General features: G+C 71.7%; 27 protein-coding genes. 22 read left to right on the plus strand and 5 right to left on the minus strand.

Annotated features, from left to right (window positions below):
* Positions 1 to 152: 152 nt before the first annotated feature.
* The 14 genes from QCD66_RS06225 to QCD66_RS06290 all read left to right on the plus strand — a co-directional run bounded on the left by QCD66_RS06225 (position 153) and on the right by QCD66_RS06290 (position 13,077).
* Complete coding sequence (locus tag QCD66_RS06225) at positions 153 to 2,171, plus strand: hydantoinase B/oxoprolinase family protein (protein ID WP_375736743.1); 2,019 nt, start codon at positions 153 to 155, stop codon at positions 2,169 to 2,171.
* Positions 2,168 to 3,154 carry a tRNA U-34 5-methylaminomethyl-2-thiouridine biosynthesis protein gene (locus QCD66_RS06230; RefSeq protein ID WP_375736742.1) on the plus strand — a complete coding sequence of 329 codons (987 nt, stop codon included), beginning with the start codon at positions 2,168 to 2,170 and terminating at the stop codon, positions 3,152 to 3,154. Before QCD66_RS06225 ends, QCD66_RS06230 begins: the two co-directional genes overlap by 4 nt.
* Positions 3,147 to 3,986 carry a 2-amino-5-chlorophenol 1,6-dioxygenase subunit alpha gene (locus QCD66_RS06235; RefSeq protein ID WP_375736741.1) on the plus strand — a complete coding sequence of 280 codons (840 nt, stop codon included), beginning with the start codon at positions 3,147 to 3,149 and terminating at the stop codon, positions 3,984 to 3,986. Before QCD66_RS06230 ends, QCD66_RS06235 begins: the two co-directional genes overlap by 8 nt.
* Before the next feature lie 9 nt (positions 3,987 to 3,995).
* Positions 3,996 to 4,286, plus strand: a complete 291-nt coding sequence (locus tag QCD66_RS06240; RefSeq protein WP_357542019.1) for a BMC domain-containing protein — start codon at positions 3,996 to 3,998, stop codon at positions 4,284 to 4,286.
* Positions 4,287 to 4,306: 20 nt separating this feature from the next.
* A complete protein-coding gene (locus QCD66_RS06245) occupies positions 4,307 to 4,633 on the plus strand; it encodes a BMC domain-containing protein (RefSeq protein WP_357542021.1) in 327 nt (108 codons plus the stop codon).
* Positions 4,633 to 4,896 (plus strand): EutN/CcmL family microcompartment protein, encoded by a 264-nt coding sequence (locus QCD66_RS06250; protein WP_375736740.1) that lies wholly within the window; start codon positions 4,633 to 4,635, stop codon positions 4,894 to 4,896. Before QCD66_RS06245 ends, QCD66_RS06250 begins: the two co-directional genes overlap by 1 nt.
* A gap of 15 nt (positions 4,897 to 4,911) precedes the next feature.
* Positions 4,912 to 6,420: a 2-hydroxymuconic semialdehyde dehydrogenase gene (locus QCD66_RS06255; protein ID WP_375736739.1), complete on the plus strand. Its 1,509-nt coding sequence runs from the start codon at positions 4,912 to 4,914 to the stop codon at positions 6,418 to 6,420.
* The gene (locus QCD66_RS06260; RefSeq protein ID WP_375736738.1) at positions 6,417 to 7,211 is read left to right on the plus strand and encodes a 2-keto-4-pentenoate hydratase; all 795 of its coding nucleotides are present in this window, start codon (positions 6,417 to 6,419) and stop codon (positions 7,209 to 7,211) included. Before QCD66_RS06255 ends, QCD66_RS06260 begins: the two co-directional genes overlap by 4 nt.
* Entirely contained in the window at positions 7,208 to 8,143 is a 936-nt protein-coding gene (locus QCD66_RS06265) for an acetaldehyde dehydrogenase (acetylating) (protein ID WP_375736737.1), read from the plus strand. The genes QCD66_RS06260 and QCD66_RS06265 overlap by 4 nt, the downstream gene beginning before the upstream one ends.
* The gene (dmpG, locus tag QCD66_RS06270; protein ID WP_364206082.1) at positions 8,140 to 9,156 is read left to right on the plus strand and encodes a 4-hydroxy-2-oxovalerate aldolase; all 1,017 of its coding nucleotides are present in this window, start codon (positions 8,140 to 8,142) and stop codon (positions 9,154 to 9,156) included. Before QCD66_RS06265 ends, dmpG begins: the two co-directional genes overlap by 4 nt.
* Positions 9,153 to 9,884 carry a 2-keto-4-pentenoate hydratase gene (locus tag QCD66_RS06275; protein ID WP_375734027.1) on the plus strand — a complete coding sequence of 244 codons (732 nt, stop codon included), beginning with the start codon at positions 9,153 to 9,155 and terminating at the stop codon, positions 9,882 to 9,884. The genes dmpG and QCD66_RS06275 overlap by 4 nt, the downstream gene beginning before the upstream one ends.
* Positions 9,885 to 9,954: 70 nt before the next feature.
* Complete coding sequence (locus QCD66_RS06280) at positions 9,955 to 10,374, plus strand: RidA family protein (protein WP_375734028.1); 420 nt, start codon at positions 9,955 to 9,957, stop codon at positions 10,372 to 10,374.
* 42 nt (positions 10,375 to 10,416) lie between these two features.
* Entirely contained in the window at positions 10,417 to 11,574 is a 1,158-nt protein-coding gene (locus QCD66_RS06285; protein WP_375734029.1) for a hypothetical protein, read from the plus strand.
* 75 nt (positions 11,575 to 11,649) lie between these two features.
* The gene (locus QCD66_RS06290) at positions 11,650 to 13,077 is read left to right on the plus strand and encodes an ATP-binding protein (RefSeq protein ID WP_375734030.1); all 1,428 of its coding nucleotides are present in this window, start codon (positions 11,650 to 11,652) and stop codon (positions 13,075 to 13,077) included.
* 16 nt (positions 13,078 to 13,093) lie between these two features.
* On the opposite strand, the gene QCD66_RS06295 is transcribed toward QCD66_RS06290, so the two are convergent.
* On the minus strand, positions 13,094 to 13,630 hold the full coding sequence (locus QCD66_RS06295; protein ID WP_357543473.1) for a hypothetical protein: 537 nt from the start codon (positions 13,628 to 13,630) through the stop codon (positions 13,094 to 13,096).
* 149 nt (positions 13,631 to 13,779) lie between these two features.
* On the opposite strand from QCD66_RS06295, the gene QCD66_RS06300 reads away from it, so the two are divergent.
* The 3 genes from QCD66_RS06300 to QCD66_RS06310 all read left to right on the plus strand — a co-directional run bounded on the left by QCD66_RS06300 (position 13,780) and on the right by QCD66_RS06310 (position 19,090).
* Complete coding sequence (locus tag QCD66_RS06300; protein WP_375734031.1) at positions 13,780 to 15,468, plus strand: MFS transporter; 1,689 nt, start codon at positions 13,780 to 13,782, stop codon at positions 15,466 to 15,468.
* A 206-nt stretch (positions 15,469 to 15,674) separates the two neighbouring features.
* Positions 15,675 to 17,051, plus strand: coding sequence for a reverse transcriptase family protein (locus QCD66_RS06305; RefSeq protein ID WP_375734032.1), 1,377 nt, complete (start codon positions 15,675 to 15,677; stop codon positions 17,049 to 17,051).
* Positions 17,052 to 17,308: 257 nt separating this feature from the next.
* Complete coding sequence (locus tag QCD66_RS06310; protein WP_407567037.1) at positions 17,309 to 19,090, plus strand: glycoside hydrolase family 6 protein; 1,782 nt, start codon at positions 17,309 to 17,311, stop codon at positions 19,088 to 19,090.
* 71 nt (positions 19,091 to 19,161) lie between these two features.
* On the opposite strand, the gene QCD66_RS06315 is transcribed toward QCD66_RS06310, so the two are convergent.
* Both QCD66_RS06315 and QCD66_RS06320 read right to left on the minus strand, forming a co-directional pair.
* Positions 19,162 to 19,524, minus strand: a complete 363-nt coding sequence (locus tag QCD66_RS06315; protein WP_357543481.1) for a hypothetical protein — start codon at positions 19,522 to 19,524, stop codon at positions 19,162 to 19,164.
* A gap of 127 nt (positions 19,525 to 19,651) precedes the next feature.
* A complete protein-coding gene (locus QCD66_RS06320) occupies positions 19,652 to 20,335 on the minus strand; it encodes a maleylpyruvate isomerase family mycothiol-dependent enzyme (RefSeq protein ID WP_375734034.1) in 684 nt (227 codons plus the stop codon).
* Between the two features lie 49 nt (positions 20,336 to 20,384).
* Here QCD66_RS06320 and QCD66_RS06325 point away from each other — a divergent pair, with 49 nt between their 5' ends.
* Complete coding sequence (locus tag QCD66_RS06325) at positions 20,385 to 21,050, plus strand: O-methyltransferase (protein WP_375734035.1); 666 nt, start codon at positions 20,385 to 20,387, stop codon at positions 21,048 to 21,050.
* A 66-nt stretch (positions 21,051 to 21,116) separates the two neighbouring features.
* Here QCD66_RS06325 and QCD66_RS06330 read toward each other — a convergent pair whose 3' ends face one another.
* Both QCD66_RS06330 and QCD66_RS06335 read right to left on the minus strand, forming a co-directional pair.
* Positions 21,117 to 21,923, minus strand: coding sequence for a hypothetical protein (locus QCD66_RS06330; RefSeq protein ID WP_375734036.1), 807 nt, complete (start codon positions 21,921 to 21,923; stop codon positions 21,117 to 21,119).
* An 11-nt stretch (positions 21,924 to 21,934) separates the two neighbouring features.
* Complete coding sequence (locus QCD66_RS06335; RefSeq protein ID WP_375734037.1) at positions 21,935 to 22,519, minus strand: hypothetical protein; 585 nt, start codon at positions 22,517 to 22,519, stop codon at positions 21,935 to 21,937.
* A gap of 234 nt (positions 22,520 to 22,753) precedes the next feature.
* Between QCD66_RS06335 and QCD66_RS06340 the strand changes: the two genes are divergently transcribed.
* Genes QCD66_RS06340 through QCD66_RS06355 form a run of 4 tightly spaced genes read left to right on the plus strand, consistent with a single transcriptional unit; the run spans position 22,754 to position 26,594 of the window.
* Positions 22,754 to 25,210 (plus strand): nitrate- and nitrite sensing domain-containing protein, encoded by a 2,457-nt coding sequence (locus QCD66_RS06340; protein WP_375734038.1) that lies wholly within the window; start codon positions 22,754 to 22,756, stop codon positions 25,208 to 25,210.
* Complete coding sequence (locus tag QCD66_RS06345) at positions 25,210 to 25,638, plus strand: roadblock/LC7 domain-containing protein (RefSeq protein ID WP_364221730.1); 429 nt, start codon at positions 25,210 to 25,212, stop codon at positions 25,636 to 25,638. Before QCD66_RS06340 ends, QCD66_RS06345 begins: the two co-directional genes overlap by 1 nt.
* Positions 25,628 to 26,011 (plus strand): DUF742 domain-containing protein, encoded by a 384-nt coding sequence (locus QCD66_RS06350; RefSeq protein ID WP_357543495.1) that lies wholly within the window; start codon positions 25,628 to 25,630, stop codon positions 26,009 to 26,011. The genes QCD66_RS06345 and QCD66_RS06350 overlap by 11 nt, the downstream gene beginning before the upstream one ends.
* Positions 25,992 to 26,594 carry an ATP/GTP-binding protein gene (locus tag QCD66_RS06355; RefSeq protein ID WP_364221726.1) on the plus strand — a complete coding sequence of 201 codons (603 nt, stop codon included), beginning with the start codon at positions 25,992 to 25,994 and terminating at the stop codon, positions 26,592 to 26,594. Before QCD66_RS06350 ends, QCD66_RS06355 begins: the two co-directional genes overlap by 20 nt.
* The last annotated feature ends 43 nt before the right edge of the window (positions 26,595 to 26,637 follow it).

Here is a 26,637-nt window from a genome sequence, read left to right on the forward strand (position 1 = left end):
TTGCTTCCTCAACTCTCGGTTGCTAGGTTTCATAATATAACCCTAGGACCACAATATGGTCCACCTGAAGAATTGTCCCACTCAGATGGGGCCACCCGGATGGTCCGTTCTCCCACCGCCGGGATCGAGCCGGAAACCAGTGAGGCATCCGCATGACTGTGAACCCGATCGACCTGGAAGTCGTCACCGAAGGTCTCATCTCGATCGTCCGGGAGATGCGACAGACGATCTTCCGTACGGCGCACTCCCCGGTGATCGCCGACGCCCAGGACTTCTCCTGCGCGCTGTTCGACCCGCAGGGGCAGATGGTCGCCCAGGGCCGGGACATGCCCGGCCACGTCATCGCCATGCCGGCCTCGGTCGCCGAGATCTTCGCCGACTTCGCCGACGAGATGCGCCCCGGCGACCTCTACATCGTCAACGACCCCTACCGGGGCGGCAGCCACCTCAACGACGTCACCCTGATCAGCCCGGTCTTCGTCGACGGGAAGCTCTTCCTCTTCCCCTGCGTACGCATGCACTGGGCCGACATCGGCGGGATGACCCCGGGTAGCGTCTCCGGCCAGGCCACCGAGATCCTCCAGGAGGGCCTGCGGATCCCGCCGATCAAACTGATCGAGGAGGGCCGGCCCAACCGCGCCGCGTTCGACATCGTCTTCGCCAACGTCCGGATGGCCGAGGAACGCCGCGGCGACCTCGAATCCAGCATCGCCGCCTGCCACACCGCCGAACGTCGGCTGCGCGAACTCGTCGCCCGGCACGGCACCGGCCTCGTCCTCGAATCCGTCGCCGCCAACATGGACCGCACCGAGCAGCGGCTTCGCGACATGATCCGGGCCCTGCCCGACGGCACCTACCGCTACGAGGACTACCTCGACCTCTACACCGACGGCCGCTACGACGCCGCCATCGTCCGCTGCCGGCTCACCGTCGACGGCGACGAGATCGAAGCCGACTTCCGCGGCTCGTCGACCCAGGTCGCCGCCGTCGTCAACTCGTCGCGGGCGATGACCGTCGCCGGCGTCTTCATCGCCGTCAAGTCGGCCCTCGACCCCGGCGGCCTGGTCAACCACGGCGCCTTCCGGCCGCTGCGGGTGCACACCGAACCCGGCACCGTCGTACACGTCAGCTATCCCGCCCCGGCCAACGCGCACAGCGAGGTCCGCAAGCGGGTCATCTCCGCCGTCATGGCCGCCCTCAGCCAGGTGGCGCCCGACCTCATCGCCGCCGACCAGTTCGGCACCACCTTCCAGAACCTCATCGGCGGCGTCGACGAGCACACCGGACGGCCATACCTCTACTACGACTACCCGGCCGGCGGCAACGGCGGATTCCTCGAATCCGACGGCCCCAGCGCGATGAACCCCGTCGACCTCGGCGACATCTCCACCATCCAGTCCGTCGAACGGCTGGAGACCGAGATCCCCATCCTTGTCGAGGCGTGCGAGCTGCGCGTCGGATCCTGCGGCGACGGCGTACGCCGCGGCGGGCTCGGCAGCCGCCGGGAGACCCGGCTGCTCGCCAGCGGCGGCGCGTACTCGGTGCAGACCGACCGGACCACCGTCCCGCCGTACGGGCTGAAGCACGGCGGCCCCGGCGCACCCACCGTCACCCACATCCGGCGGCCGGACGGCGACCGCGTCGACTTCGCCACCCCCGGCAAGGTCGCCGGCTTCCCGATGCGCGCCGGAGACGTACTGGTGATGGAGTCCGCCGGCGGCGGCGGCTGGGGCGACCCGCTGGACCGGGCACCCGAAGACGTCGCCGAGGACGTGGCCCAGGAATACCTGACCGCCGGCGAAGCCCGGGACCGCTACGGCGTCGAACTCGACCCGGCCGGACAGGTCGACCCGGCCGCCACCGCCGCCACCCGGCAGCGGCTGCGCGACGAACGGCGCTGGCTACGCGCCACCGTCACCACCAGCCCGGCCTACACCGGCCAACGCGGCCAGCGGCGACTGGCGTACGTCGCCCCCGGCAGCGGCCTCGCCGAGGACACCCTCGTCGAGGTCCACGGTGGACACCCGGCCCCGCTGCGGGCCTGGATCCGGCACGACGCGGCCCTGGCCGCGGACGAACTCGCCCTCGACGACGACGGGCTGCAGATTCTCGGCACCGCCCCGCACGACCGCTCCTACGTGCGGGTGCTCGCCGGGGGAGGAGGGGCATGAGCAAGGTCTTCCGGGTCCCGCTGGCGCCGGCCCGCGGCGGCGCCACCACCGCGCCACGCGGCCCGCAACCGACCGCGACCCCGACGTCGACCCGGCCCGGCATCGTCGCCGGCTGCCTCAGCCCGCACCCGCCACACCTGATCTACGCCGAGAACCCGCCGCAGAACGAACCCCGCTCCACCGGCGGCTGGGAGACGCTGCGCTGGGCGTACGAGCGGCTGCGCGCCCGCATCCGCGACGTGCACAAGCCGGACGTGCTCATCGTCCACGCCCCGCACTGGATCACGATGGTCGGCCACCACGTCAACTGCGTACCGAACCCGCGCGGCCTCTCCGTCGAACCGATCTTCCCGCACCTGTTCCGCTACCGGTACGACTTCCGCACCGACGTCGAACTCGGCGAGGCGATCGCCGACGAGGCCAGCGGACTCGGCCTGGTCACCCGCAAGATGCGCGACCCCCGGGTACGCGTCGACTACGCCACCATCGGCGCCCTGCACCTGGCCAACCCGGCCTGGGACATCCCGGTGGTGTCGCTGTCGGCCAACAACAACCCGTACTTCTACTCCGACGCCTCCCTGGAGGAGATGGAGGTCCTCGGCGAGGCCACCCGCCGCGCCGTCGAGGCCACCGGCCGCCGCGCCGTACTGCTCGCCTCCAACTCGCTGTCACACCTGCACTGGCACGAGGAACCCGAACTGCCCGAGGACATGGAACGGGAACACCCGTACAACAACCACCAGTACCGGTGGGACATGAAACTGCTCGAAGCGGTCCGGCGCGGACCCACCGCGCCGCTGCGCGAACTCATCCCCGAACACATCGAGGCGACCGCCTCCGAAACCAAGGCCGGCAGCCTCACCTGGATGCTCGCCGCGATGGGCTGGCCCAAGGTCGCCGGCGACGTGCTCGGCTACGGCACGATCATCGGCACCGGCAACGCCGTGGTGGAGTGGCTGCCCGAGGGGAGCCACCATGGCTGACCGGACCGGAATCGTCGCCGGGGCACTGCTGCCCGGCATGCCGCACCTGCTCGCCGGAGAACCGGCACCGAGCTGGTCGGCACTGGCCGACGCGGCCCGCGACGTCGGCACCCGGCTGCGCCGCCTCGAACCCGACGTCGTACTGCTGCTGTCGACCCAGTGGTTCACCGTCCTCGGCCACCAGTTCCAGTGCGACCCCAACCCGCGCGGCGAACACGTCGACGAGAACTGGTACGCCTACGACTACGGCCTGCTCGACTACGACCTGCGCTTCGACGTCGACTTCACCGAACGCTGGGCCGACCGGGTCCAGGCCGGCGGAGTGCAGGCCCGCCGGACCCGCTACGACGGCTTCCCGATCGACACCGGCACCATCGTCACCTCCGCACTGCTCGACCCGGACCGCAAACTGCGCTGGGCACAGGTCTCCTGCAACCTCTACGCCGACGCCGACACCCTCGCCGACGTCGGCCGGGCCGGCGCCGCCGCCGCCCGCGACGCCGACCTGCGCGCCGCCCTCGTCGTCGTCACCGGGATGTCGTCCGGCCTGATCCAGCAGTGGATCGAGCCCGGCCAGGACCGCATCGGCGAACCCGGCCACGACCAGTGGAACACCCGGATCCTCGACCTGCTCACCGCCGGCAAGGTCGACGAGGTGCTCGCCGTACGCGAGGACTTCGCCCGGCAGGCACAGGCCGACAGCCAGTTCCGCGCCCTGGCCTTCGCCGCCGGCGCCGGGGCGACCGCCGGCCCGGCCCACCTGCACGCGTACGGCCCGATCTGGGGCACCGGCGCCGCCGTCCTGTCCTGGAACCTGCCCGACCACCAGTAAGGAGAAACCATGCGCAACATGGCCGTGGGCTTCCTCGAAGCCGAAGGCTTCACCCCCATCTTCGACGCCGTCGACGCGATGGTGAAGGCCACCGAGGTCGAGGTGACCAAGGTCGTCCGGCTCGGTGGCGGCATCGTCGCGGTCGCCGTACGCGGCGACCTCGCCACCGTCGAGGAGGCCGTCGACATCGGCGAGGAGACCGCCCGGGCCAAGAGCCGCTCGGTGCGTTCGATCGTCTTCGCCAGCCCCTGCGACGCCGTCAGCGCCCTGGCGGCCGACCCCCAACTCGTCGGCAACTGACCCGGTAAGGAGAACCAGACATGTCGTCCGACATCGCGATCGGAATCGTCGAGACCCGCGGCGTGGTGGCCCTCTCGGCGGGCATCGAAGCCATGATCAAAACCGCCGACGTACGGTGCGTCGGCGTCGAACGGGTCACCAGCGGCTACCTCGCCGTCGCCGTACGCGGCACCCTCGCCGCCGTACGCCAGGCCGTCGCCGCCGGTGAGGCCGCCATCCGTGCCCACGGCGAACTGCGCAGCTCCCAGGTCTACCCGAAGCCGCACCCGACCACCGCGGCACTGCTCGACAACCCGGAGACCGCCCGGATCCGCGAGGTCATGGCCGGCCTGCGCGGAGAAGGCTGATGCTGCTCGGCGAGGTCGTCGGCAAGGTCTGGGCGGACCGCATCCTGTCCCCGCTCCAGGGCCGGCGACTCGTCCTGGTCCGGGTCCGGCCGGACGGCCCCGACCTGGTGGCCGTCGACCCGCTGAACGTCGGCATCGGCACCACCGTGCTCGTCGTCACCGACGAGGCCGCCGCCGCGGTGACCGGTGAGGCCACCGTTGACGCGGCCGTCGTCGCCCTGGTCGCCGACGCCGACGCCGGCACCGCACCCACCACCGACTGACCGAGAGGTACGCACATGACCGGGCTCTGGTCCCCGACCCTGCTCACCGGCCGGCCGGACGGCGAGCCGACCGTGCTGCCGAACTATGTCGGCGGCGAGTTCGACACCTCCGGCACCCACTTCGCCAAGGTCTCCCCGGTCACCGGGGAAACCATCCGGTACGTGGCCGAGGCAGATCAGTCCACGGTGGATGCTGCGGTGGGTGCGGCGCGGTCGGCGTTGGCTGGTGCGTGGGGTCGGATGGGTGAGCGGGAGCGGGCGGCGGTGTTGTACCGGGTCGCCGACGAGTTGGAGCGTCGGTTCGATGATCTGGTGGCGGCGGAGGTCGGGGACACGGGTAAGTCGATTTCGCAGGCGCGGAGTCTGGACATTCCTCGTGGTGCGGCGAACTTCCGCGCCTTTGCGGAGATCGTTTCCACCACGCCGACGGAGTCGTTTACGACCGTCACCCCGTCCGGTGGTCGGGCCCTGAACTATGCGGTGCGTAAGCCGGTCGGGGTTGTGGCGGTGATCGTGCCGTGGAATCTGCCGTTGCTGTTGTTGACGTGGAAGGTGGCGCCGGCTCTGGCGTGTGGGAATGCGGTGATTGTGAAGCCGTCGGAGGAGACGCCGTCGTCGGCGACGTTGTTGGCCGAGGTGATGGCCGCCGCCGGGGTTCCTGACGGTGTTTTCAATGTGGTGCATGGGTTTGGCCCGGGGTCGGCGGGGGAGTTTTTGACCCGGCATCCGGGGGTGGACGCGATCACGTTCACGGGTGAGTCGGCGACTGGTGGGGCGATCATGCGGGCGGCTGCTGATGGGGTGAAGGCGGTGTCGTTCGAGTTGGGCGGCAAGAACGCCGGCCTCGTCTTCGCCGACGCCGATCTGGATGCGGCGGTCGAGGGGTCGGTGCGGTCGTCGTTCACCAACGGTGGTCAGGTGTGTCTGTGCACCGAACGGCTCTATGTTGAGCGACCGGTGTTTGACGAGTTCGTGTCGCGGGTGGCGAAGCGGGCGGATGAGTTGACGTTCGGCTGGCCGGCTGACGAGGCGACGGTGAACATGCCGTTGATCTCGCACAAGCATCGGGAGAAGGTCCTCGGTTATTACGACCTGGCCCGTGCCGAGGGCGCGACGGTCCTGGCTGGTGGTGGGGTTCCCGAGTTCGGTGACGGGCGTGATGGTGGCGCGTATGTGCAGCCGACGGTGTTGACCGGGCTTGGCCCGGATGCGCGGGTGAACCGTGAGGAGGTGTTCGGACCCGTATGCCACGTCGCGCCGTTCGATGATGAGGACGAGGCGTTCGCTCTGGCCAATGACAGTGAGTACGGGCTTGCCGGGACGGTGTGGACGCGGGATGTGGGTCGGGCGCATCGGGCGGGGGCGCGTTTGGAGGCGGGGATCGTGTGGGTGAACACGTGGTTCCTGCGGGATCTGCGGACGCCGTTTGGTGGGGTGAAGGCGTCTGGTGTCGGGCGTGAGGGCGGCACCCATTCCCTGGACTTCTACTCGGAGCTGACGAATGTCTGTGTGGATCTGTCATGACTGATGTCGCGCGGGTGGCCGGACTGCTCCGGTCGGCGTATGAGAGTGGGACGCCGGTTCCGCCGTTGCGTGGCGACCTGTTGCCGGTCGGCGATGTCGATGCGGCGTATGCGGTCCAGCAGGCGCAGGTCGGCGAGTGGCTGGCGGCTGGTCGGCGTCGGGTCGGGGCGAAGATCGGGTTGACGTCGCCGGTGGTGCAGCAGGCGTTCGGGGTCTACCAGCCCGACTTCGGGGTGTTGTTCGCTGACATGGCGGTCCCGGACGGCGCCGAGGTCGACCTCGGCGGGTTGATTCAGCCTCGGGTGGAGGCGGAGGTCGCCTTCGTCCTCGGCGCTGACCTGCCGTTCGAGCGGGTGACGGTCGCCGACGTTGTTCGGGCGACGGATCACATTCTTCCCGCGGTCGAGATCGTGGATTCGCGGATCGCGGGTTGGGACATCTCGATCGTGGACACGGTCGCGGACAACGCGTCATCGGGTCTGTTCGTGCTCGGTAACCAACCCCGGCGCCTGTCGGACGTCGATCTGCGGCTGGCCGGGATGGTTCTCGAACATGCTGGCGAGCCGGTCTCGGTCGGCGCGGGCGCCGCCTGCCTCGGTAACCCGGTGCACGCGGTTGCCTGGTTGGCGCAGACGCTCGCCGTCGCGGGTAGCCCGCTCGCAGCCGGGGATGTGGTGTTGTCCGGGGCGTTGGGGCCGATGGTGTCGGTCACGCCTGGGGCGGCGTATGAGGCGCGGATCTCTGGCCTGGGCTCGGTCCGGGTGTGCTTCGGGATGAGGGAGGAAGCGTGACCACGGGTGTGGCGGTGATCGGGTCGGGGAACATCGGTACCGATCTGATGATCAAGGTGTTGCGGTTGTCGGAGTCGTTGCGGATGGTGGCGATGGTCGGTATCGACCCGGACTCCGACGGTCTCGCGCGGGCTCGCCGGCTTGGTGTCGCGACGACGGCTGAGGGTATCGACGGGCTGCTCGGGATGCCGGAGTTCGCGGACGTGCAGGTCGTCTTCGACGCGACGTCGGCGGGTGCGCACAAGCGGCACGCGGAGTTGTTGCGGGAGCGCGGTCGGCTGGTGGTGGATCTGACGCCGGCGGCGGTCGGGCCGTATGTGGTGCCGCCGGTGAATTTGGATGAGCATCTGGGCGAGCCGAACGTGAACATGGTGACGTGTGGTGGTCAGGCGACCGTTCCGATCGTCGCCGCGGTCGGTCGGGTCACGCCGGTGGCGTATGCGGAGATCGTGGCGTCGATCGCGTCGAGGTCGGCGGGGCCGGGGACGCGGGCGAATATCGACGAGTTCACCGAGACGACGGCGCGGGCGATCGAGGTCGTTGGTGGTGCCCGGGCGGGCAAGGCGGTCATCGTGCTGAATCCGGCTGATCCGCCGCTGCTGATGCGGGACACCGTCTACTGCCTGTGCCCGGACCGGGACGTGGACCGGGATGCAATCGCCGCGTCGGTGGAGGCGATGGTCGCCACGGTCGCCGAGTATGTGCCGGGTTACCGGTTGAAGCAGACGGTGCAGTTCGACGACGTGTCCGCTCACGTTCCGGCGTTGGGCGGGCATTTCGAGGGGGTGCAGGTGTCGGTGTTCCTGGAGGTGTCCGGGGCCGGGCACTATCTGCCGGCGTATGCCGGGAATCTGGACATCATGACGTCGGCGGCGTTGCGGACGGCGGAGCGGATGGTGGCGTTGCGGGCCGAGCGGGGAGTGGCGGCGTGAACCTGTATATCCAGGATGTGACGTTGCGGGACGGGATGCACGCGGTGCGGCATCAGTTCACCGTGGACCAGGTCCGGTCGATCGCGGCCGCCCTCGACAGTGCTGGTGTGGCGGCGATCGAGGTCGCGCACGGTGACGGTCTGGCCGGCTCCAGCGTCAACTACGGGCATGGTGCGGCGTCGGACGCGGACTGGATCGCCGCTGCCGCCGAGGCGGTGACGAACGCGAAGCTGACGACGTTGCTGCTGCCCGGGATCGGCACGATCGCCGATTTGAAGGCCGCCCGCGATCTCGGGGTGACCAGTGTGCGGATCGCGACGCACTGCACGGAGGCGGACATCTCCGCGCAGCACATCGGGTGGGCGCGTGAGAACGGTATGGACGTGTCCGGGTTCCTGATGATGTCGCACATGAACGACCCGAAGGGTCTCGCGCAGCAGGCGAAGCTGATGGAGTCGTACGGGGCGCACTGTGTGTATGTCACGGATTCGGGTGGTCGGCTGCTGATGCGTGACGTCGCGGAGCGGGTGGACGCGTATCGGCAGGTCCTCGACCCGGGTACGCAGGTCGGGATCCACGCCCACCACAACCTGTCGTTGGGGGTGGCGAACAGTGTCGTCGCGGTCGAGCACGGCACCACCCGCGTCGACGCGTCCCTGGCCGGGCACGGTGCCGGGGCCGGGAACGCGCCGCTGGAGGTGTTCGTCGCGGTCGCGGAGTTGCACGGTTGGGAGCATGGTTGTGACGTGTTCGCGTTGATGGATGCTGCCGAGGACCTGGTCCGGCCGTTGCAGGACCGGCCGGTACGCGTCGACCGGGAAACCCTGACGCTGGGCTATGCCGGGGTGTATTCGAGTTTCCTGCGGCATGCGGAGCGGGCGTCGGACCGGTACGGGGTCGACGTGCGCTCGATCCTGGTCGAGCTCGGCCGCCGTCGCATGGTCGGTGGCCAGGAGGACATGATCGTCGACGTCGCCCTCGACCTGGTCGGCGGCGGGGAGGGCAAGCCGTGACCGACCTCGCCACCATCGCCGAACGACTCGACCAGGCGGCGACCAGCCGTACCGTGACCCCGCAGTTCGGGGCCGACGCCGGGCTGGACGTGCCCACCGCGTACCGGATTCAGGAGGCCGTGGTCGCCCACCGGACGGCCCGCGGCGAACGTCTCGTCGGGTTGAAGCTGGGGCTGACCAGCCGGGCCAAGATGGCGCAGATGGGCGTTGACGAGGTCATCTGGGGCCGGCTCACCGACGCCATGGCCATCGCCGACGGCGGCACGATCAGCCTCGCCGACCACATCCACCCGAAAGCCGAACCGGAGGTCGCCTTCCTGATCGGGGGCGGCACCATCGCGGCGGTCGCACCGGCGATCGAGGTCATCGACTCCCGGTACGTCGACTTCCGCTTCACCCTGCCCGAGGTGATCGCCGACAACACGTCGGCGAGTGGTTTCGTGGTCGGCGCCTGGCAGCCCGTCCCGGCCGGGATCGACAACCTCGGGGTGCTGCTGGAGGTCGACGGCCGCACCGTCCAGATCGGATCGACGGCCGCCATCCTCGGCGACCCGCGCCGGGCCCTGGCCGAGGCGGTCCGGCTCGCCGCCGCCGATGGCGTCGAGCTGACCGACGGCTCGGTCCTGCTCGCCGGCGCGGCGACGGCCGCCGTACCCCTGAAACCCGGCGCCCACGTCCGCGCCGTCGTGGAATCGCTCGGCGCCGCGTCGCTGAAGGTGACGCCGTGACCGAGCGGAGTGAGGGAACCATGAGGCTCAGTTGTCGGCACGGCGGTGCCGAGCGCAGCGAGGTGACGCCGTGACCGGGGAGTCTGGCGGGGTCGTGGCCGGCAAGGCCACACCACGCGGCCGGTTCCCACACGTCCGGGTCGCCGGCGACCTGGTCTTCGTCTCCGGCACGTCCAGCCGGCGGCCGGACAACACCATCGCCGGCGCCTCCGTCGACCCGATGGGCACCACCGACCTCGACATCCGCGTCCAGACCCGGGCCGTCATCGAGAACATCCGCGACATCCTGCACTCCGTCGGCGCCGACCTGACCGACCTCGTCCAGATCACCACCTACCTGGTCAACATGAACGACTTCGGCGGCTACAACGAGGTCTACGCCGAATACTTCGACGAGACCGGACCCACCCGCACCACCGTCGCCGTACACCAACTCCCGCACCCGCACCTGCTCATCGAGATCCAGGCGGTGGCCGTACGCCGGGGTTGACGGCACCGCTACCGGTGGAGGCCCGCTGGCAGGATGTGGCGGGTGGAGACGGTCGACTGGGCGGGGTTGGAGCACGCGTACGGCAGTGCCGAGGACGTACCGGCGAACCTGCGGGCGCTGGCCTCGCCGGACGAGGAGGAACGGCACGGAGCGTTCGGCGAGTTGTACGCCAGCATCGTCCACCAGGGCACCCGCTACGAGGCGAGCGCCTACGCGGTGCCGCCGCTGCTGGACCTGCTCGCCGACCCGGCGACCCCGGACCGGTGGCTCGTCGGGCAGCTACTGGTGCTGATCGCGATCGGGTCCGACGAGGCGTGGGTGCCCGACGGGCTGCCGGTCGGCGAGTTGCGGTCGGCGGCGGCCGGCGGTGCCGAGGCGCTGCGGCGCTACAAGCGGCGCGAGTCCCTGGACGAGGCGGACCAACGGCGGATGTTCACGTACGTCGACCTGCGCGCGTACGAGGCCGTCGGCGCCGGCCTGCCGCTGCTGCGCCGGCTTGTCGGCGGGGACGACGCCGACCTGAGCACCGTCGCGGCGTACACGCTGGGCTGGTATCCGGAACCGGAGCCGGCGGCGAGCATCGCCGCGCTGGCGACGGTGGCAACGGACCCGGCCCGAGGTGAAGAGGAAGTGGCGGTCGCGGTGGTGGCGGCCGGGATGGTCGGCGCCGACGGTGCCGACCGGCTCGCCGCGACGGCACTCGACGACGAGCGGGCGGTGGTGCGCTGGGCGGGGGCCGTCGCGTCCGCCCGCCTGCACGGGCCGACCACCGGCGAGCGGGCGGTCACCGAACTGCTGCACTGGGCCGGCGGCGCCAGCCAGCCGGACACCCGGCTGCCTTACCTCGAGGGTGACCTGGGCGGCTACGCCTCGCTGGCGTTGCGCCAGCTCGGCCCGGCGTACGCCGACGCCGCGTTCGACGCCCACCTGGCCCGGCTGCCGAAGGTCCAGGCCATGCCGGCACTGACCGTCGTCGACGCGGCGCTGCGGCTGGCGTTCCCGGCCGGCCCGGTGCCGGCGGGTACACCGTTCGCGGCACTCGACGACCGGCAGCGCCGCCTGGTCCGGGTGCTCGCCGCCGCGCCCGGCTCCTGGTGCTGGTCGGATCGGCAGGAGTTCGGCAACTTCAGCATGGCGGTCGGGGACTACGGCCTGCCGAACAGTAACTCCCGCATGCGCGAGTACGTCCGAACCGCCTGACCAGGCGAAAGAAGACTCCGTCTGGCGATACTATCTCTAGAGAAAGTATCGCCAGAGAAAGTCTTTGGAGGACCTGTGGTCGCGTTCGTTGGGCGGGAACGGGAACTCGGCGTGCTCGGCACGCTGCTCGACGACGTGGCCGCCGAGATCGGCACCGCCCGGCCCGGCCGTTGCCTGCTCATCCGTGGACGGCGGCGGATCGGCAAGTCCAGCCTGGTCGAGACGTTCGTCGGTGCCGCCGGAGTGCCGTCCGTCTTCTACACCGCCGCCGGGGCGTCGTCCGAAGCCGAACTCGAAGTCCTGACCGACGCCGTCCGTTTCTCGACCCTGCCGGACCGGGCCGTCTTCGACGAGGCGATACCGGGGAACTGGACGGCCGCCCTACGCCAACTCGCCGGCACCCTGCCCGACGACCGGCCGAGCGTGGTCGTCATCGACGAGGTTCCCTACCTGATGGACCGGGTGGACGCGTTCGAGGGCATCCTGCAACGTGCCTGGGACCGGGAACTCAGCCGGCGTCCGGTGCTCCTCGTCCTGATCGGCTCGGACGTGTCCATGATGGAGTCGCTCGGCTCGTACGGCCGGCCTTTCCACCAGCGGGGACAGGAGATGGTCCTCGGTCCGCTCAACCCGGCCGAGGTCGGCCGGATGCTCGACCTCGATCCGCCGGCCGCTTTCGACGCCGCACTCGTCACCGGCGGACTGCCGCTGATCTGTGCGTCGTGGCGTCGGGGCATGGACCTCTGGGACTTCCTTGCCGCGGAACTGACCAATCCCGTGTCGGCCCTACTGGTGAGTGCCGAACGGTCGCTCGCGGCGGAGTTCCCCGACCATGCCCACGCCCGAGCCGTACTCTCGGCGATCGGCAGTGGCGAGCGGACCTTCACCAACATCGCCCGGGCGGCGGGCGGGATCGCCAACACGACCCTGACCCGGTCCGCCGAGTTCCTCGCCCGCAAAAGGCTCGTCGCCGCCGAGTTGCCGCTCTCCACCCGGCCGTCGAAAGAGCGTCGATACCGGATCGCCGACCCGTACCTGCGGTTCTGGCTGCACTTCGTGCGGCCGCACCTGCCCGAGATCGAACGGATGCGCGGCGACCTCACTCTCGACCGGGTCCGGGCGGGCTGGACGACGTGGCGTGGCCGCGCGATCGAACCGCTCCTACGGGAGTCGCTCGCCCGGCTGCTACCCGACGGCAGCCTGCCGTCGGCCGCGGCCGTCGGCGCCTACTGGACCCGGTCGAACGACATCGAGATCGACATCGTCGGCGCGGACCGCGAACCGATCGCCCGGGAACTGCTCTTCCTCGGCTCGGTCAAGTGGCTGGAGCAACGGCCGTTCGACGCCCACGACCTCGCCGCGCTGCACCGGCACCGGGCGCTGTTGACCGATCAGCCGGTTCCGCTGGTCGCGGTGAGCCGAAGCGGGGTCACCTGCACCGGGCTGGAGGCGGTCTACGGTCCAGCCGAACTGCTCGCCGCCTGGCGGCCGGCGTCGCGCTGACCGCCACACCCCGTCGTCAGTACAAGAGCAGGGTGCCGGCCAGGGAGATCAGGGCGCTCACCAGCAGGGCGGCGCCGCAGCCGACGCCGGTCACCGCGCTCACCGGCAGGGACCGGGCCCGCGCCACCGGCACGGCGGCCAGCGCCACCACGGTCAGCAGCACCGCCGGCAGGTGGATGAGCGGATAGTGCAGCAGCACCGCCACCGGGAAGAGGTGCAGCCCGACCACGAGGGCGACCCAGGCGGGAATCAGGTCCTTGTGCCGGGTGAAGGCCAGGAGCAGGGCGCCGAGCCCGGCGGCGCCGAACTCGATGGCGACGACCAACCCGAACGCCTTGCTGGTGTCAGCGTCGAAGACGGTGCCGTCGGTCCAGTGTCGCCAGGCGAGCAGACCGCCGGCCACCGCCGTCAGCATCGACACACCGGATCCGATGCCGAGCCACTTCGGCCAGGTCGGCGGCGGCTTCTCCTGCGCCCACCCGAACCAGCCGGAGGCGAAGAAGCCGAAGATGACGGCGGTCATGGCCGCGTCCCGGACGAAATCTGCGGTCATCGGTCTGCCCCCTCCGGCCGGGCGGCGGCTCCCGGACCTGGTTCACCGTACGGGAGACGTTCTACCTGGTCCGATGCCCGCGATCCACCGACGGGTGCCGGATCACCGGATGCCCCGTGAAGATCAGCGCGGCTGTTACGGTGGCGCCCATGTCCGACCCCGCGCGTCCCGCAACCGGTGGAGCCGTCGCGAAGCGCCGGGAGGCGAGCACCCTTCTCGCCGCCGCGCTGACCAACGGGCCGGCCGAACTCGTCGACTTCGTACTCCCGCTCTGGGCCGGCATCGCCCTGGGGGCCAGCGCCACCGAGGTCGGCCTGCTCGTGGCGCTGGAACTCGCCGTGTCGGTGGTCGTCCGCCCGATCGCCGGGGTGCTGGCCGATACCCGGGAGCGCCGCTACGTGGCCGGTGCCGGGGCACTGCTCTACGGCCTGTCCTGTGTCGGGTACGCGGTGGCGGGCAGCCTGCCGCTGGCGTACGTCGCGGCGGTCCTCGGCGGTGTCGGCGGCGCCCTGCTGTGGGTGTCGGTACGCGCCATCGTCGGGGAGCGGCTGGCCCGCGACACGACCGTCTACCCGCGCCTGATGTCGGCCCAGGAGACCGGGACCTGGATCGCCTTCGTCGCCGGGCTGACCCTGCTCGGCTTCGTCGACTTCGTCGGGCTCTTCCTGGCCTGCGCGGCGGCCTGCCTGGTCGGTGCGGTGGCCCTCTTCGCGATGCCGGCCCGGCCGGCTCCGGCCGGGGAACACGGTGGTGCCGACGTCGCCGGCACGGTGGGGCTCGGCGCGGTCGGGCGCCGGCTGCGGCCGATGCTGCTCGCCGTCGTCGTCACGATGACCGCCGAGGCCGCCATCGGCATCCTGTTGCTGCTGCACCTGCAACGCGGGTTCGACCTCGAGATCATCGAGATCGCGTACGTCTTCCTGCCCGGCGCCATCGCGATGAGCGTCCTGCCGGGCTACCTGCACCGGTTCGTGCTCCGGTTCGGTCGGACCAGGGTGCTCGCGACCGCCTCGGTGGCCAGCGCCGCGTTCGCCGCCAGCCTGTCCCTGGCCCCGAACCCGTGGGTGCTCGCCGGGCTGTGGGTCCTCAGTGGTGCGGCGTGGGCGGCGGTTATGCCGATCCAGCAGGCGGTGATCGCCGAGGCGTCCGGCGCGCAGACCGGTCGCGGGATGGGCCTCTACGAGTCGGCGGCGCTGGTCGGCGGCGTGATCGGTTCGCTGGCCGGCGGCCTGCTCTACGACGGTGGCTCGTGGGCGCTGGCCTGCCTGGTCGCCGCCGCGGTCATCCTGTCCGGCGCGCTGATCGTGCCCCGGTCGGTGCGCGCCCTCGGCGTCGCCGACGTCCCGACCGCCACCGAGCCCGAGGAATCCGATGTGGACGACGGCGGGGCGTCGACCGCCGGCGGGGGAGCGGTGGTGGCTCCCGCGCCGGGGGTCGTACCGGTCGTACCCGTCGCGACCCGCCCGGTGGAGCCGGTGTCGCTGACCAAGCCCGAGCCGTCCGCTGATCTACGGGCCGGGACCGGCGAGCCGTCCGCCCCGGAGACGACGAAACAGCAGGCGGCCGGGAAGCCGCCGAAGACCCCCCGTCAGCGCCTCGTCGAACTCGGCCAGCACGCCGCACTCTTCGCCGCCGTGCAGGTCGGGCTCGCGGTGTTCGGCGTCTCCTGGCTGTGGGACCTGCTCACCGGCCGGCTGTCCGGGCTCGTCATGCGCGGCGGCGTCGAGCACGACGGGCTGGCCGCCGCCGCGTACGGGGTCGGCCGGATCTGGACCATCGTGCTGGTCGTCGACGTGCTGTGGACCATGATTCAGGTGTCGCGCTCGCGACGCCGGTAGGTGGCCGCCTAGGCTGGCCGGGTGGCAGCGTGTCCCGAGCTGACCAGGCCGCGTCCGCGCGGTCCCGGTCTCTCCGGGGCAACCCCGGGGACGTCACCCGTACCACCGCATCGCGTCGCCTGCGCTCCGGTGCGCTCCGCGCACGTCCGCGCACGCACGACCGGGCCTCGTCGGGACACGCTGCCCCACCCGACCGTGGACCGCCCATGCTGAGCGGCGCCGGACCAGAAGAGCCGCCCGGCCGGCCCGGGGAGCGGTTCGCCACGGCGCTGGCCGATTCGTTCCTGGCCGGTGACTGGGTCCGCGACGGCCTGCTCGGGCGGGGTGCGCTCGTCGTCGGCGTACGGGCCCGCTGGCTGCGCCGGGTGGTGGCCGAGGTGCTCGGGGCATACCCGAGGGTGCCGGCCGACCGGCCGCGCGAACTCGCCGGTTTCGTCGCGGCGTCGCCGGTCTACCGGGCGGCGTGGCACTCGGCCAGGCTGCGTGGCCGCCGGCTGCGGGTCCGCGCCCGGCCGGTCACCGCGACCCGGACCGTACGCCGGCCCTGGCCCACCCCGGTCGTCGACGACCTGGCCGCACTCTCCGACCTGCTCGGACTCACCCCCGAAGAACTCGACTGGTACGCCGACCGCCGGTCGATCAACCGGCATGCCCGCGAGGAGCGGTTGCGCCACTACCGGTACACCTGGCTCGGCGGGCGGTTGATCGAGGCGCCGAAGCCCCGGCTGCGGGCGCTCCAGCGGCTGCTGCTCGCCGAGGTGCTCGGACCGGTGCCGGTGCATCCCGCCGTGCACGGCTTCGTGCCCGGCCGGTCCGCGCACACGTTCGCGGCGGCACACGCCGGGCGGCCGACCGTCGTACGCGTCGATCTGGTGTCGTTCTTCGCGACCGTGTCGGCACCCCGGATCTTCGGGCTGCTGCGGCTCGCCGGCTATCCCGAGCCGGTGGCGCACACGCTGACCGCGTTGTGCGTGACCCGTACCCCGGTCCGGGTGCTGCGGGCGGCGCCGGCCGGGCTGCCGGACCGGCCGTACCGGCTGGCGTTGCTGCGTGGGCCGCACCTGCCGCAGGGCGCGCCGGCCTCGCCGGCGCTGGCCAACCTGTGCGGCTTCCGGCTCGACCGCCGGCTGGCCGGGCTGGCGGCCGCGTTCGGCGCGACCTACACCCGGTACGCCGACGATCTCGCCTTCTCCGGCGACCTGCCGTCGCGCCGGGCGGCGGCCCTGGTCGACCGGGTGACCGCTGTCGTGGCCGGGGAGGGGTTCCGGGTCCGGCCCGACAAGACCCGGATCCGTGGCCAAGCCGACCGGCAGGTGCTCGCCGGCCTGGTCGTCAACGCCCGGCCCGCGGTGCCGCGCGACGAGTACGACCGGCTCCGCGCCCTGCTGCACAACGCGGCGCGGACCGGGCTGGCGGCGCAGAACCGCGACGGCCACCCCGATTTCGAGGCCCATCTCGCCGGTCGGATCGGGTGGGTCGGTCGGGACCGTCCGGCCCGGGCGGCGAAGTTGCGGGCGCTGTTCGAGGCGGCCCGCTTCCGCCCGGACGGCGGCTGGTCAGGCGGCGTGACAGCAGGTCAGTGATACGCGGAAGTTTCAGGCTGATGTCGACTGTTGTGCATGGAAGCGCTCCCATGTAAGAATTCCAGCACTGTGTCGGCCAACACACCACACAGTAATGGCGCCGAGGGCATCCGGCTATCCGGGCGGCGCCGATGAAAGCCCGACCGGGCCGGGCAGAGCAGCACCCCCGAATGGCGCCCCACGGACGACGTCCGGCGGTCGTCGCCGTTCCGGACCCCACCCCCGGGGGCCGGACCGACCCGAGGAGATCAGCGGTAATGAATTTGCGGAACAGGTTGTCCGGCCGGCGTAAGGCCGTGGCGCTGGCAGGTGCCAGCGCCCTCGTGGCCGCCGGCCTCGCCACGATCCCGGCCACCATGGCCCACGCGGCGACCGGCTGCGACGTCACCTACACCACCAACGACTGGCAGGGTGGCTTCACCGGCAACGTCACCATCAAGAACGTCGGTGACCCGCTGACCGCGTGGACGCTGCGCTTCACCTTCCCCAACGGCAGCCAGCAGGTGCAGCAGGGCTGGTCGGCGAACTGGTCCCAGAGCGGCAGCCAGGTCACCGCCACCAACCTGTCCTGGAACGGCTCGCTGGGCACCGGCGCCTCCACCAGCATCGGCTTCAACGGTGCGTGGAGCGGCAGCAACCCGAAGCCGACCAGCTTCACCCTGAACGGCGTCGTCTGCAACGGCGGCACCACGAACCCGACCACGCCGCCGCCCACCACGCCCCCGCCGACCACGCCGCCGCCCACCACGCCCCCGCCGACCACGCCGCCGCCCACGACGCCGCCGCCCGGCGGTCCCCGGGTCGACAACCCCTACGTGGGCGCCCAGGGATACGTGAACCCGGAGTGGCGCGCCAAGGCCAACGCCGAGCCGGGCGGAAGCCGGATCTCCAACACCCCGACCGCCGTGTGGATCGACCGGATCGCCGCGATCGAGGGCACCGACAACAGCCAGTCCAACGGCCCGATGGGCGTACGTGACCACCTGGACGCCGCGCTCGCCCAGAACGCCGGCTACATCCAGTTCGTCATCTACAACCTGCCCGGCCGCGACTGCTCGGCCCTCGCCTCCAACGGTGAGCTGGGCGTCGACGAACTGCCCCGCTACAAGGCCGAGTACATCGACCCGATCGCCGCGATCCAGGGCGACGCGAAGTACCGCAACCTGCGCATCATCAACGTGATCGAGATCGACTCGCTGCCGAACCTGGTGACGAACCTCAACGTCGCCAAGTGCCAGACGATGAACAACAACGGCGGCTACGTCAAGGGCGTCGGCTACGCGCTGCACAAGCTCGGCGCGATCCCGAACGTCTACAACTACATCGACGCCGCGCACCACGGCTGGATCGGCTGGGACACCAACTTCGGCCCGTCGGCCGCCAAGTTCAAGGAGGCGGCGACCGCCGAGGGCGCGACCGTCAACGACGTGCACGGCTTCATCACCAACACCGCCAACTACTCGGCGCTGCGCAACCCGCACTACACCATCAACACCCAGGTCAACGGCACCTCCGTGCGCCAGTCCAAGTGGGTCGACTGGAACTTCTACGTCGACGAGCTGACCTTCGCCCAGGCCTTCCGGCAGGAACTGGTCAACCGCGGCTTCAACAGCAACATCGGCATGCTGATCGACACCTCCCGCAACGGCTGGGGCGGCCCGAACCGGCCGACCGGCGCCGGCCCGACCGACAACGTCGACAACTTCGTCAACGCCCGTCGGATCGACCGCCGCATCCACGCCGGCAACTGGTGCAACCAGAGCGGTGCCGGCCTCGGCGAGCGTCCGGTCGCCGCTCCGGAGCCGGGCATCGACGCGTACGTCTGGGTGAAGCCCCCGGGTGAGTCGGACGGCTCCAGCCGCCTGATCCCGAACAACGACGGCAAGGGCTTCGACCGGATGTGCGACCCGACCTACACCGGTAACGAGCGCAACGGCAACAACCTGAGCGGTGCCCTGCCCGACGCCCCGATCTCGGGTGCCTGGTTCTCGGCGCAGTTCCGCGAGCTCATGGCCAACGCCTACCCGCCGTTGAGCTGAGCGTCACACCCCGCCCGGCGGCCCCCGATGCGATCCGCATCGGGGGCCGCCCCCTTTTGTCGTTCCGGCGGCTAGGGCACGGTCCGCTCGATGGCCGCCGGACCGTCCCGGTCCAGTTCGGCCTGGGCCCGCCGGACGCGCTCCGGGGTCGGCTCGCCGCCCTGCGCCATCACCAGGTCCTCCGGATCCCACGGCTGCTCCGCCCCGGTACGCGCACCGCGCGCGGCCGGCGTGCCACCGCCGAACGGGGCGCCGAGGATCTCCTCGGTCGGCGGAAACTCGGCGGTGTCACCGGCCTCCCGAAAGTCCGGATTGTCCGGGCCCGGCCCGCCACCGCCGGTCAGCTTGTTCACGCTCGTCTCCTGCTCGACCGCGGCGGCCACCTCAGGCGTCTCCTCCAGCGGTCGCTGCGCATCCGAACTGCGGTCCGTCATGGCTCCGCCCTCCTGTCGGTCGATACCGACGGCATACCCGGCGCCGGCCCGGACATTCCGGCCGCGACCGGACGGGGAGCGGGCGGTGAGCGGCGGGCGGCCGGGATGCCGGAGAAGAAGCGGCCGGCTACCCCAGGGTCAGCCAGCGGATCGCGCGCTGCTCGACCCGGGCCGTCTCGGCCGGGGTGAGCGGCTGACGGCCGGTCGCCTTGCGCAGGAACGTGATCTCGTCCCAACCCAGATCGGCCACCGCCGCGATGCCGTGGTCGGGCAGCAGCAGGTCGGTCAGCACGCCGGCCGCGGCCGGGGTCAGCCACGGCCGCCGGTCCAGGGCCGTGGCCAGGTCGAGGCCGTGGATGCCCACCTCGACGATTCTGGTGACCAGGAAATCGGTCAGCAGCATGGCGTCGCCGTGCCGGGTCCGCACCACGCGGTCGGCCGGCTCCCGCCCGCACTGTTCGACGATCCGCCGCCAGGTGCCGTCGAACTCGACGGCCAGCGCGGCCCCGTCCGCGACGTCCGCCACCCGCCGCTCGGCCAGCCCGATCCGGGCGGCGTTCGTACCGGTGGCGAAGCGGTGGTCGGGCCGGTAGTAGCCGGCGGCGGAGACCGTCGCCCGGGGCGGCGCCGGTGCCGCCAGCATGCCGGGCAGCCACTCCAGGATGGTCAGCACGTGACCGAGCAGCCCGGCGACGTTCCAGGGTGGACACGGGGTGGGCCGCGACCAGTCGTCCGCCGGCAGTTCGCGCAGGACGGCGGCGAGCTGTGCGGCCTCGGCCCGCAGTGCCGGCAGGACCCGATCACTTGGCATGTCGGGCACCCTATCGGGCCGCCGTGGAGCCCTCTCGACAATGCAACGTATGACCAATGACGCGTGGGAATCCGTCGACCGGTATTTCAGCGACCTGCTCATTCCCGCCGACCCGGTGCTGGCGGCGGTGCTGCGGGCCAACCAGGAGGCCGGCCTGCCGGCCATGGACGTCGCGCCCAACCAGGGGAAACTGCTGATGCTGCTGGCCCGGATCAGCGGTGCCCGCCGGGTCCTGGAGATCGGCACCCTGGGCGCCTACAGCACCATCTGGCTGGCCCGGGGAATCCCGGCCGACGGGCGGATCGTGACCCTGGAGGCCGACCCCTCGTACGCCGCCGTGGCGCGGGCGAACCTCGACCGGGCCGGCGTCGCCGGCCGGGTCGACCTGCGGGTCGCCCCGGCCCTGGACACGCTGCCCGAACTCCTCGCGCAGGACGCCGGACCGTTCGACCTGGTGTTCATCGACGCCGACAAGCCGAACAACCCGCACTACCTGGAGTGGGCGCTGCGCCTGACCCGGCCCGGCAGCCTGGTCATCGGTGACAACGTCGTACGCGACGGGCACGTCGTGGACCCGGACAGCCCGGACGACAGGGTACGGGGGGTGCGTACCTTCCTCGAGATGACCGGCGCCCACCCGCGCCTCGACGCGACCGCGCTGCAGACGGTCGGTGCGAAGGGCTGGGACGGCTTCTCGCTCGCGGTCGTCAGGTGACCGGCGGGCGCCGGTGGTGCGTGGTCCGGCACGACCACGCGCCACCGGCGCCGGGGAGAGGGCGGCTCAGGTGTCCAGCAGGCGGTCCAGGAAGTCCCGGTAGCGGCGGACGGTGACCCGCAACCGCTCGGTGTCGTCGGCCCCCGAGGACCGCCAGCCACCGAGGTCGTCCTTCTGCTCGGCGAGTGCCGTGGCCAGCGTCTGCACCGCCTCGTCGACCAGGTCCTGCGCCTCGCCGGCGGCGGCGCGCGGATCGTCGACGAAGCGCAACTGGACCTCGCGCCACCGCTGCCGCAGGGCCTGCGCGGTGGCGGCCGGGATCAGCACGGCGACCGGCTCGCCCGGCACGTCACCGGGCATGAGCCCGGACCCGCCGGCCGGTTCCGCCTCCGCCGCGCCGTCGGCCGCGGGGTCGACGGCGACCGGGTCGGGCCGGCGGTCACCGGTCGTCGCGTCGGTCCGGTCGTCGTCGAACCGGTGGTCGACGGCGCCGGTGTCGGTCCGGTTGTCACCGGGCCGGTGGTCGACGGCGACGGTGTCGGCTGGGCCGTCGGTGGTGTCCGTGTCGGCCTTGGAAGCCGTACGGTCGGCGTGGAACCCGTTGACCGCCGGGTCGTGACCGTCGACGCCGTGGTCACCGGCCGGATCGGGCCGGTCCCGTCGCAGGTCCATGGCGTCCGGAGCGGCGCGTCCGGGGTGGTCGTGGCCGGGGTCGGGGGTGTGGTCGTACTCGGGGGTGTCGCGCGGGTCCGACGCGAACCCGTCGGCCCGGCGCGCGGACGTCCGGTCCGGGGCGTCGTCCTGCTCGGGTACGGGCACCGGGTGGGACCGGACCACGTCCGGTTCCCGCAGCTGCTGGTCGTGATGGCGCACGGCTGGCCTCCTCAGCGGATCGTGGCGTCGGCGGGTTCGGGCGACTCCGCGGCCCGGGGCGGCGCGGGAGCGTCGCCGAGCAGGTCGGCGAAGAGTTCCCGGTAGTGGACGATGGCCTGCCGCAGCTCCTCGGTGCTGGCCTCGCCCTTGGCGTTGCGGACCTGGATGTCGTGGGCGTCGCGATAGTGCCCCAGGGTGCGGGCGTGCTCGACGCTCAGGTGGGACACCTGGTCGTCGTAGTCGCCGGTGGGGTAGCCGCGCTCGGCGACGAGGCGGGTGACCAGCTCGTCGGCGGCGCCGACGGCCTCGGCGGGGGAGTCGACGAACCGGGCCTGGATCTCCTCCCACTCCGTGGCGTAGCGTTCCCGGGCCTCCGGCGACAGCGGCGTCAGGGTCAGTTCGGCGTGGCGGCGCTCCCGGTCCCGCAGCTCACGCTCGGCGTCGGCGCGGCTGTCCCGTTCGGACAGCAGGCGGTCGTACTCGGGCCCGAACCTGTTGCGCAGGTTGCGGCGCCGGCCGAACATCAACGCGGCGGCCACGGCGGCCACGACGACGACAACGAGAATCAGGGTGACGACGATCTGGGTGGTCGACATGGTGTCCTCCTTCGACACCGGTAGTTCCCGCTGGGGGGTGGTTGTCAATCCCCCTCCGGCCGACCAGTTGTCATCGATGGGCGAAACAGGTTCGAATCGGTCGAAAGTCGAGATATCAATCCATCGACGAAACGGTACGGATCGATCATCGGTGGTAGTGCCGAGGCCCTGGATTCCGTATCCTGCCCAAGGCGCACGCGCCGGGTCCTGCCGTATCCCCTAGGGCGAGGTCTGATGATTACCCGCAACTGGTCGATCCGGTCGAAGATCGTGGCCCTGGTCACCGTGCCGCTCGCCGCGCTCCTCGCACTGTGGATTTTCGCCACCACGCTCACGGTCGGGCCGGCGCTGAGCCTGCTCAGCGCCCAGTCGCTGCTCAACGACCTGGGCTTCCCCGGCCAGGCCATGGTGTCGGAGCTGCAACGCGAGCGGCGGCTGTCCCTGGTCTACCTGGCCGGCGACACCGACACCACCGAGCTGGGCCAGCAGCGGGTCAGCACCGACCGGGCGATCGCCGAGTTCCGCCGCCGGGCCCTGAACCCCGACTTCCGCGCCGGCGTCGACCCCACCCTCAACGCCCGCCTCGGCCAGCTCGCCACCGCCCTCGACACGCTGCCCTCCGGGCGCGGCTTCATCGACCGGCGCGACCTGGACCGCACCGGGGCCCTCGGCCTCTACACCAGCACCATCGACGCGGCGTTCCGCACCTTCAGCGCCCTCGCCGCCCTGCCCGACGACCAGATCAACAGCGAGGTACGCGCGCTGACGTCGCTCGGCCAGGCCCGCGAGGTGCTCGGCCAGGCCGACGCGCTGCTCGCCGGGGTGTTCACCGCCGGCCGGTTCGCTGACGGCGAGCACGGCCAGCTCGTGCAGATCCTCGGCACCAAGCGCCACCTCTACGGTGCCGCGGTCGCCGATCTCAACTCCGAGGACCGGGCCACCTACCTGCGCCTCGTCGAGGGCGAGACGTTCGTCCGGCTGCAGAACCTGGAGGACCGGCTCATCGCCGAGGGGCGTACCGGCGCGGTCTCCCCGGTCGACCCGGGCAACTGGGCCGCCACCTACGACTCGGCGCAGGAGCAACTGCGCGACTTCGAGTCGACCGCCTCGACCACGCTGGAGCGGCGCACCGTGCCGGTCGCCGTCGACATCCTGGTCCGGCTGGCCCTGGCCGCCGTACTCGGGTTGATCGCGGTCGCGATCTCGTTGTTCATCGCGTTGCGGGTCGGCCGGCAGCTGATCCGTCGGCTGGGCGACCTCCAGGAGTCCGCGCTGGAGATCGCCGACCGGCGGCTGCCGGACGTCGTCACGCGGTTGCGTCGTGGCGAGGACGTCGACGTCGAGGCCGAGACGCCGGTGCTGGAGTACGGCAACGACGAGATCGGCCGGGTCGGCCGGGCGTTCGACCAGGTGCACCGGCGGGCGGTGCGCTCCGCGGTCGACGAGGCGGACCTGCGCCGTGGCCTCAACGAGGTCTTCCTCAACATCGCCCGGCGCAGCCAGACGCTGCTGCACCGCCAGCTCGCGCTGCTCGACAAGATGGAGCGGCGCACCACCAACCCCGACGAGCTGGAAGATCTCTTCCGGGTCGACCACATGGCCACCCGGATGCGGCGGCACGCCGAGGACCTGGTGATCCTCGCCGGTGCCGTGCCCGGCCGGGGGTGGCGCAACCCGGTTCCGATGATCGACGTGGTGCGCGGTGCGGTGTCCGAGGTGGAGGAGTACGTCCGCGTCGACGTACACGCCATCCAGCCGGTGTCGGTGGTCGGCCGCGCCGTCGCCGACCTCACCCACCTGCTCGCCGAGCTGATCGAGAACGCGACCTCGTTCTCCCCGCCGCACACCCGGGTGCAGGTCGCCGGCCAGAAGGTGCCCAACGGCTACGCGATCGAGGTCGAGGACCGTGGCCTCGGCATGGTGCCGGACGCCCTCGCCGAGGCCAACCGGCGGCTGGCCGAGCCGCCCGACTTCGACCCGGCCAACAGCGCCCGGCTCGGGCTCTTCGTGGTCGCCAAGCTCAGCGCGCGGCATGGCATCCGGGTGCAGTTGCGGCCGTCGCCGTACGGCGGGGTGACCGCGGTCGCGCTGCTGCCGACGGAACTCGTCGTCGTCGCCCCCGACGCCCGGGCGCTGCCCGGCCGGGCCGGGGGACAGCCGGCGGTCGACGTCGACACCATGGAGGTCAAGGCACTGGACCCGGCCCGCCGGCCGAGCCCGATGCTGCTGCCGGCCGGACCGCCCGCGGCCGCCCCCGCCGAGCCCGAACGGCGGATCCGTACGACGACCCGGCTCACCGCCGTACCGACCCAGCCCTCGCCACGCCGGGAGATGCCGGCGCCCACGCCACGGGGTCCGGTGGCGCCGGCGACGCCGGTCGGCGACGACGGGCTGCCCCGCCGGGTCCGCCAGACCAGCCTCGCGCCGCAGCTCCGGGCCTCCGCGACCGACGACCTGGCCGGCCTCGCCAGCGAGGTGCGCGACCGGTGCCCCGAGGAGGTCCGGGCGAGGATGTCGGCGCTGCAGGCGGGCACCGCCCGGGGCCGGCGCGAATCCGAGGGCCTGACGAATCCACCGGCCGGCCAGCCCGGTCCGGTGACCGAATCCCAGCCGGTGCCGCCCGCTCCGGCCGCCCCCGACGGCGCCGCGGTGCCCGACGGGGCGCCAGCCGATTCCGAAAGGAACGCGTAGTGGTGTATCCGCACCCGATCAGGTCTGCCTCGAATCTCGACTGGCTGCTCGACGATCTCATCGAGCGTGTGCCGTCAGCTTCGCAGGCCGTGGTGCTCTCGGCCGACGGCCTGCTGATGGGCTCGTCGAGCGAGTTGAGCCGGGAGGACGCCGAGCACCTGTCGGCCATGGCCGCCGGCTTCCAGAGCCTGGCCAAGGGAGCCAGCCGGCACTTCGCCGCCGGCCCGGTCCGCCAGACCGTGGTGGAGATGGAGTCGGCCTACCTGTTCGTGACCGCCGCGGGGCAGGGCGCCTGCCTGGCGGTGCTCAGCACCGCCGACGCGGACATCGGCCTGATCGCGTACGAGATGGCGATGCTGGTTACCCGGGTCGGGCAGAACCTGAGTTCGCCGACCCGGCCACCGGCGGTGCACTCCGATGCGCGGTGACACATCGGACCCGCATCACTGGCTCGACGGCGACGCCGGGCCGGTGGTACGGCCGTACACGGTGACCGCCGGCCGGGCCCGCCCGGCCGCTGGCGGGTTCGACGTGGTCGCCTTCGTGGTCGCGGGTGCGCCGCCGGCCACGGCGGACCCCCGGCTGCAACCCGAGCACCACGCGATTCTCGGCAACTCCCAGCAGCCGATCTCGGTGGCCGAACTGGCCGCCCAGGTCGACCTGGCGCTCGGCGTCGTCCGGGTGCTGCTCGGCGACCTGCTCGCCGAGGGGCTGATCGCCATGTACGAGCCGCAGCCGGCGGCCAACTTCCCCGACGACAAAATTCTCAAGGCGGTGGTCAATGGACTCCGTGCGCTCTGACCGGCGGGGCACCGGCCCGCGCATCCCGCTCGCGCTGAAGATCCTCATCGCGGGTGGTTTCGGGGTGGGCAAGACGACGCTGGTGGGCTCGGTGAGCGAGATCCGGCCGTTGCAGACCGAAGAGGTCCTCACCGACGCGGGCATCGGCACCGACGACCTGACCGGCGTCGAGGCCAAGAACACGACGACCGTGGCGATGGACTTCGGCCGGATCACCATCAACTCCGACCTCCAGGTCTATCTCTTCGGCACGCCCGGGCAGGACCGGTTCTGGTTCCTGTGGGACGAGTTGTCGTTCGGGGCGCTCGGCGCGGTCGTGCTCGCCGACACCCGGCGGCTCGCCGACTGCTTCCCGTCGGTCGACTACTTCGAGCAGCGGGGTACGCCGTTCGTCGTCGGTGTGAACTGCTTCGAGGGGGCGCAGCGGTTCAGCCCCGATTCGGTCCGCAACGCCCTGGACCTCGACCCGGAGGTGCCGGTGGTACTCTGCGACGCCCGTGACCGGCAGTCCGGCAAGGCGGTGCTGGTGTCCCTTGTGGAGTACGTGGCCAGCCGGCGGGGGCATCCGGTCCCGGCGTACTGACCGTCGGGGCGGGGGCGCGAAGTGATGCTTCCCCGGCGCCCGG

This window comes from Polymorphospora sp. A560 (assembly GCF_045781765.1).
GTDB lineage: Bacteria > Actinomycetota > Actinomycetes > Mycobacteriales > Micromonosporaceae > Polymorphospora > Polymorphospora lycopeni.

Excerpts from the sequence above, each read along its gene's own strand:
- QCD66_RS06225 (WP_375736743.1), top strand. The coding sequence starts at position 153 with ATGACTGTGAACCCGATCGACCTGGAAGTCGTCACCGAAGGTCTCATC.
- QCD66_RS06230 (WP_375736742.1), top strand. The coding sequence starts at position 2,168 with ATGAGCAAGGTCTTCCGGGTCCCGCTGGCGCCGGCCCGCGGCGGCGCC.
- QCD66_RS06235 (WP_375736741.1), top strand. The coding sequence starts at position 3,147 with ATGGCTGACCGGACCGGAATCGTCGCCGGGGCACTGCTGCCCGGCATG.
- QCD66_RS06240 (WP_357542019.1), top strand. The coding sequence starts at position 3,996 with ATGCGCAACATGGCCGTGGGCTTCCTCGAAGCCGAAGGCTTCACCCCC.
- QCD66_RS06245 (WP_357542021.1), top strand. The coding sequence starts at position 4,307 with ATGTCGTCCGACATCGCGATCGGAATCGTCGAGACCCGCGGCGTGGTG.
- QCD66_RS06250 (WP_375736740.1), top strand. The coding sequence starts at position 4,633 with ATGCTGCTCGGCGAGGTCGTCGGCAAGGTCTGGGCGGACCGCATCCTG.
- QCD66_RS06255 (WP_375736739.1), top strand. The coding sequence starts at position 4,912 with ATGACCGGGCTCTGGTCCCCGACCCTGCTCACCGGCCGGCCGGACGGC.
- QCD66_RS06260 (WP_375736738.1), top strand. The coding sequence starts at position 6,417 with ATGACTGATGTCGCGCGGGTGGCCGGACTGCTCCGGTCGGCGTATGAG.
- QCD66_RS06295 (WP_357543473.1), bottom strand. The coding sequence starts at position 13,630 with ATGACCGCAGATTTCGTCCGGGACGCGGCCATGACCGCCGTCATCTTC.
- QCD66_RS06300 (WP_375734031.1), top strand. The coding sequence starts at position 13,780 with ATGTCCGACCCCGCGCGTCCCGCAACCGGTGGAGCCGTCGCGAAGCGC.
- QCD66_RS06305 (WP_375734032.1), top strand. The coding sequence starts at position 15,675 with ATGCTGAGCGGCGCCGGACCAGAAGAGCCGCCCGGCCGGCCCGGGGAG.
- QCD66_RS06310 (WP_407567037.1), top strand. The coding sequence starts at position 17,309 with ATGAATTTGCGGAACAGGTTGTCCGGCCGGCGTAAGGCCGTGGCGCTG.
- QCD66_RS06315 (WP_357543481.1), bottom strand. The coding sequence starts at position 19,524 with ATGACGGACCGCAGTTCGGATGCGCAGCGACCGCTGGAGGAGACGCCT.
- QCD66_RS06320 (WP_375734034.1), bottom strand. The coding sequence starts at position 20,335 with ATGCCAAGTGATCGGGTCCTGCCGGCACTGCGGGCCGAGGCCGCACAG.
- QCD66_RS06325 (WP_375734035.1), top strand. The coding sequence starts at position 20,385 with ATGACCAATGACGCGTGGGAATCCGTCGACCGGTATTTCAGCGACCTG.
- QCD66_RS06335 (WP_375734037.1), bottom strand. The coding sequence starts at position 22,519 with ATGTCGACCACCCAGATCGTCGTCACCCTGATTCTCGTTGTCGTCGTC.
- QCD66_RS06340 (WP_375734038.1), top strand. The coding sequence starts at position 22,754 with ATGATTACCCGCAACTGGTCGATCCGGTCGAAGATCGTGGCCCTGGTC.
- QCD66_RS06350 (WP_357543495.1), top strand. The coding sequence starts at position 25,628 with ATGCGCGGTGACACATCGGACCCGCATCACTGGCTCGACGGCGACGCC.
- QCD66_RS06355 (WP_364221726.1), top strand. The coding sequence starts at position 25,992 with ATGGACTCCGTGCGCTCTGACCGGCGGGGCACCGGCCCGCGCATCCCG.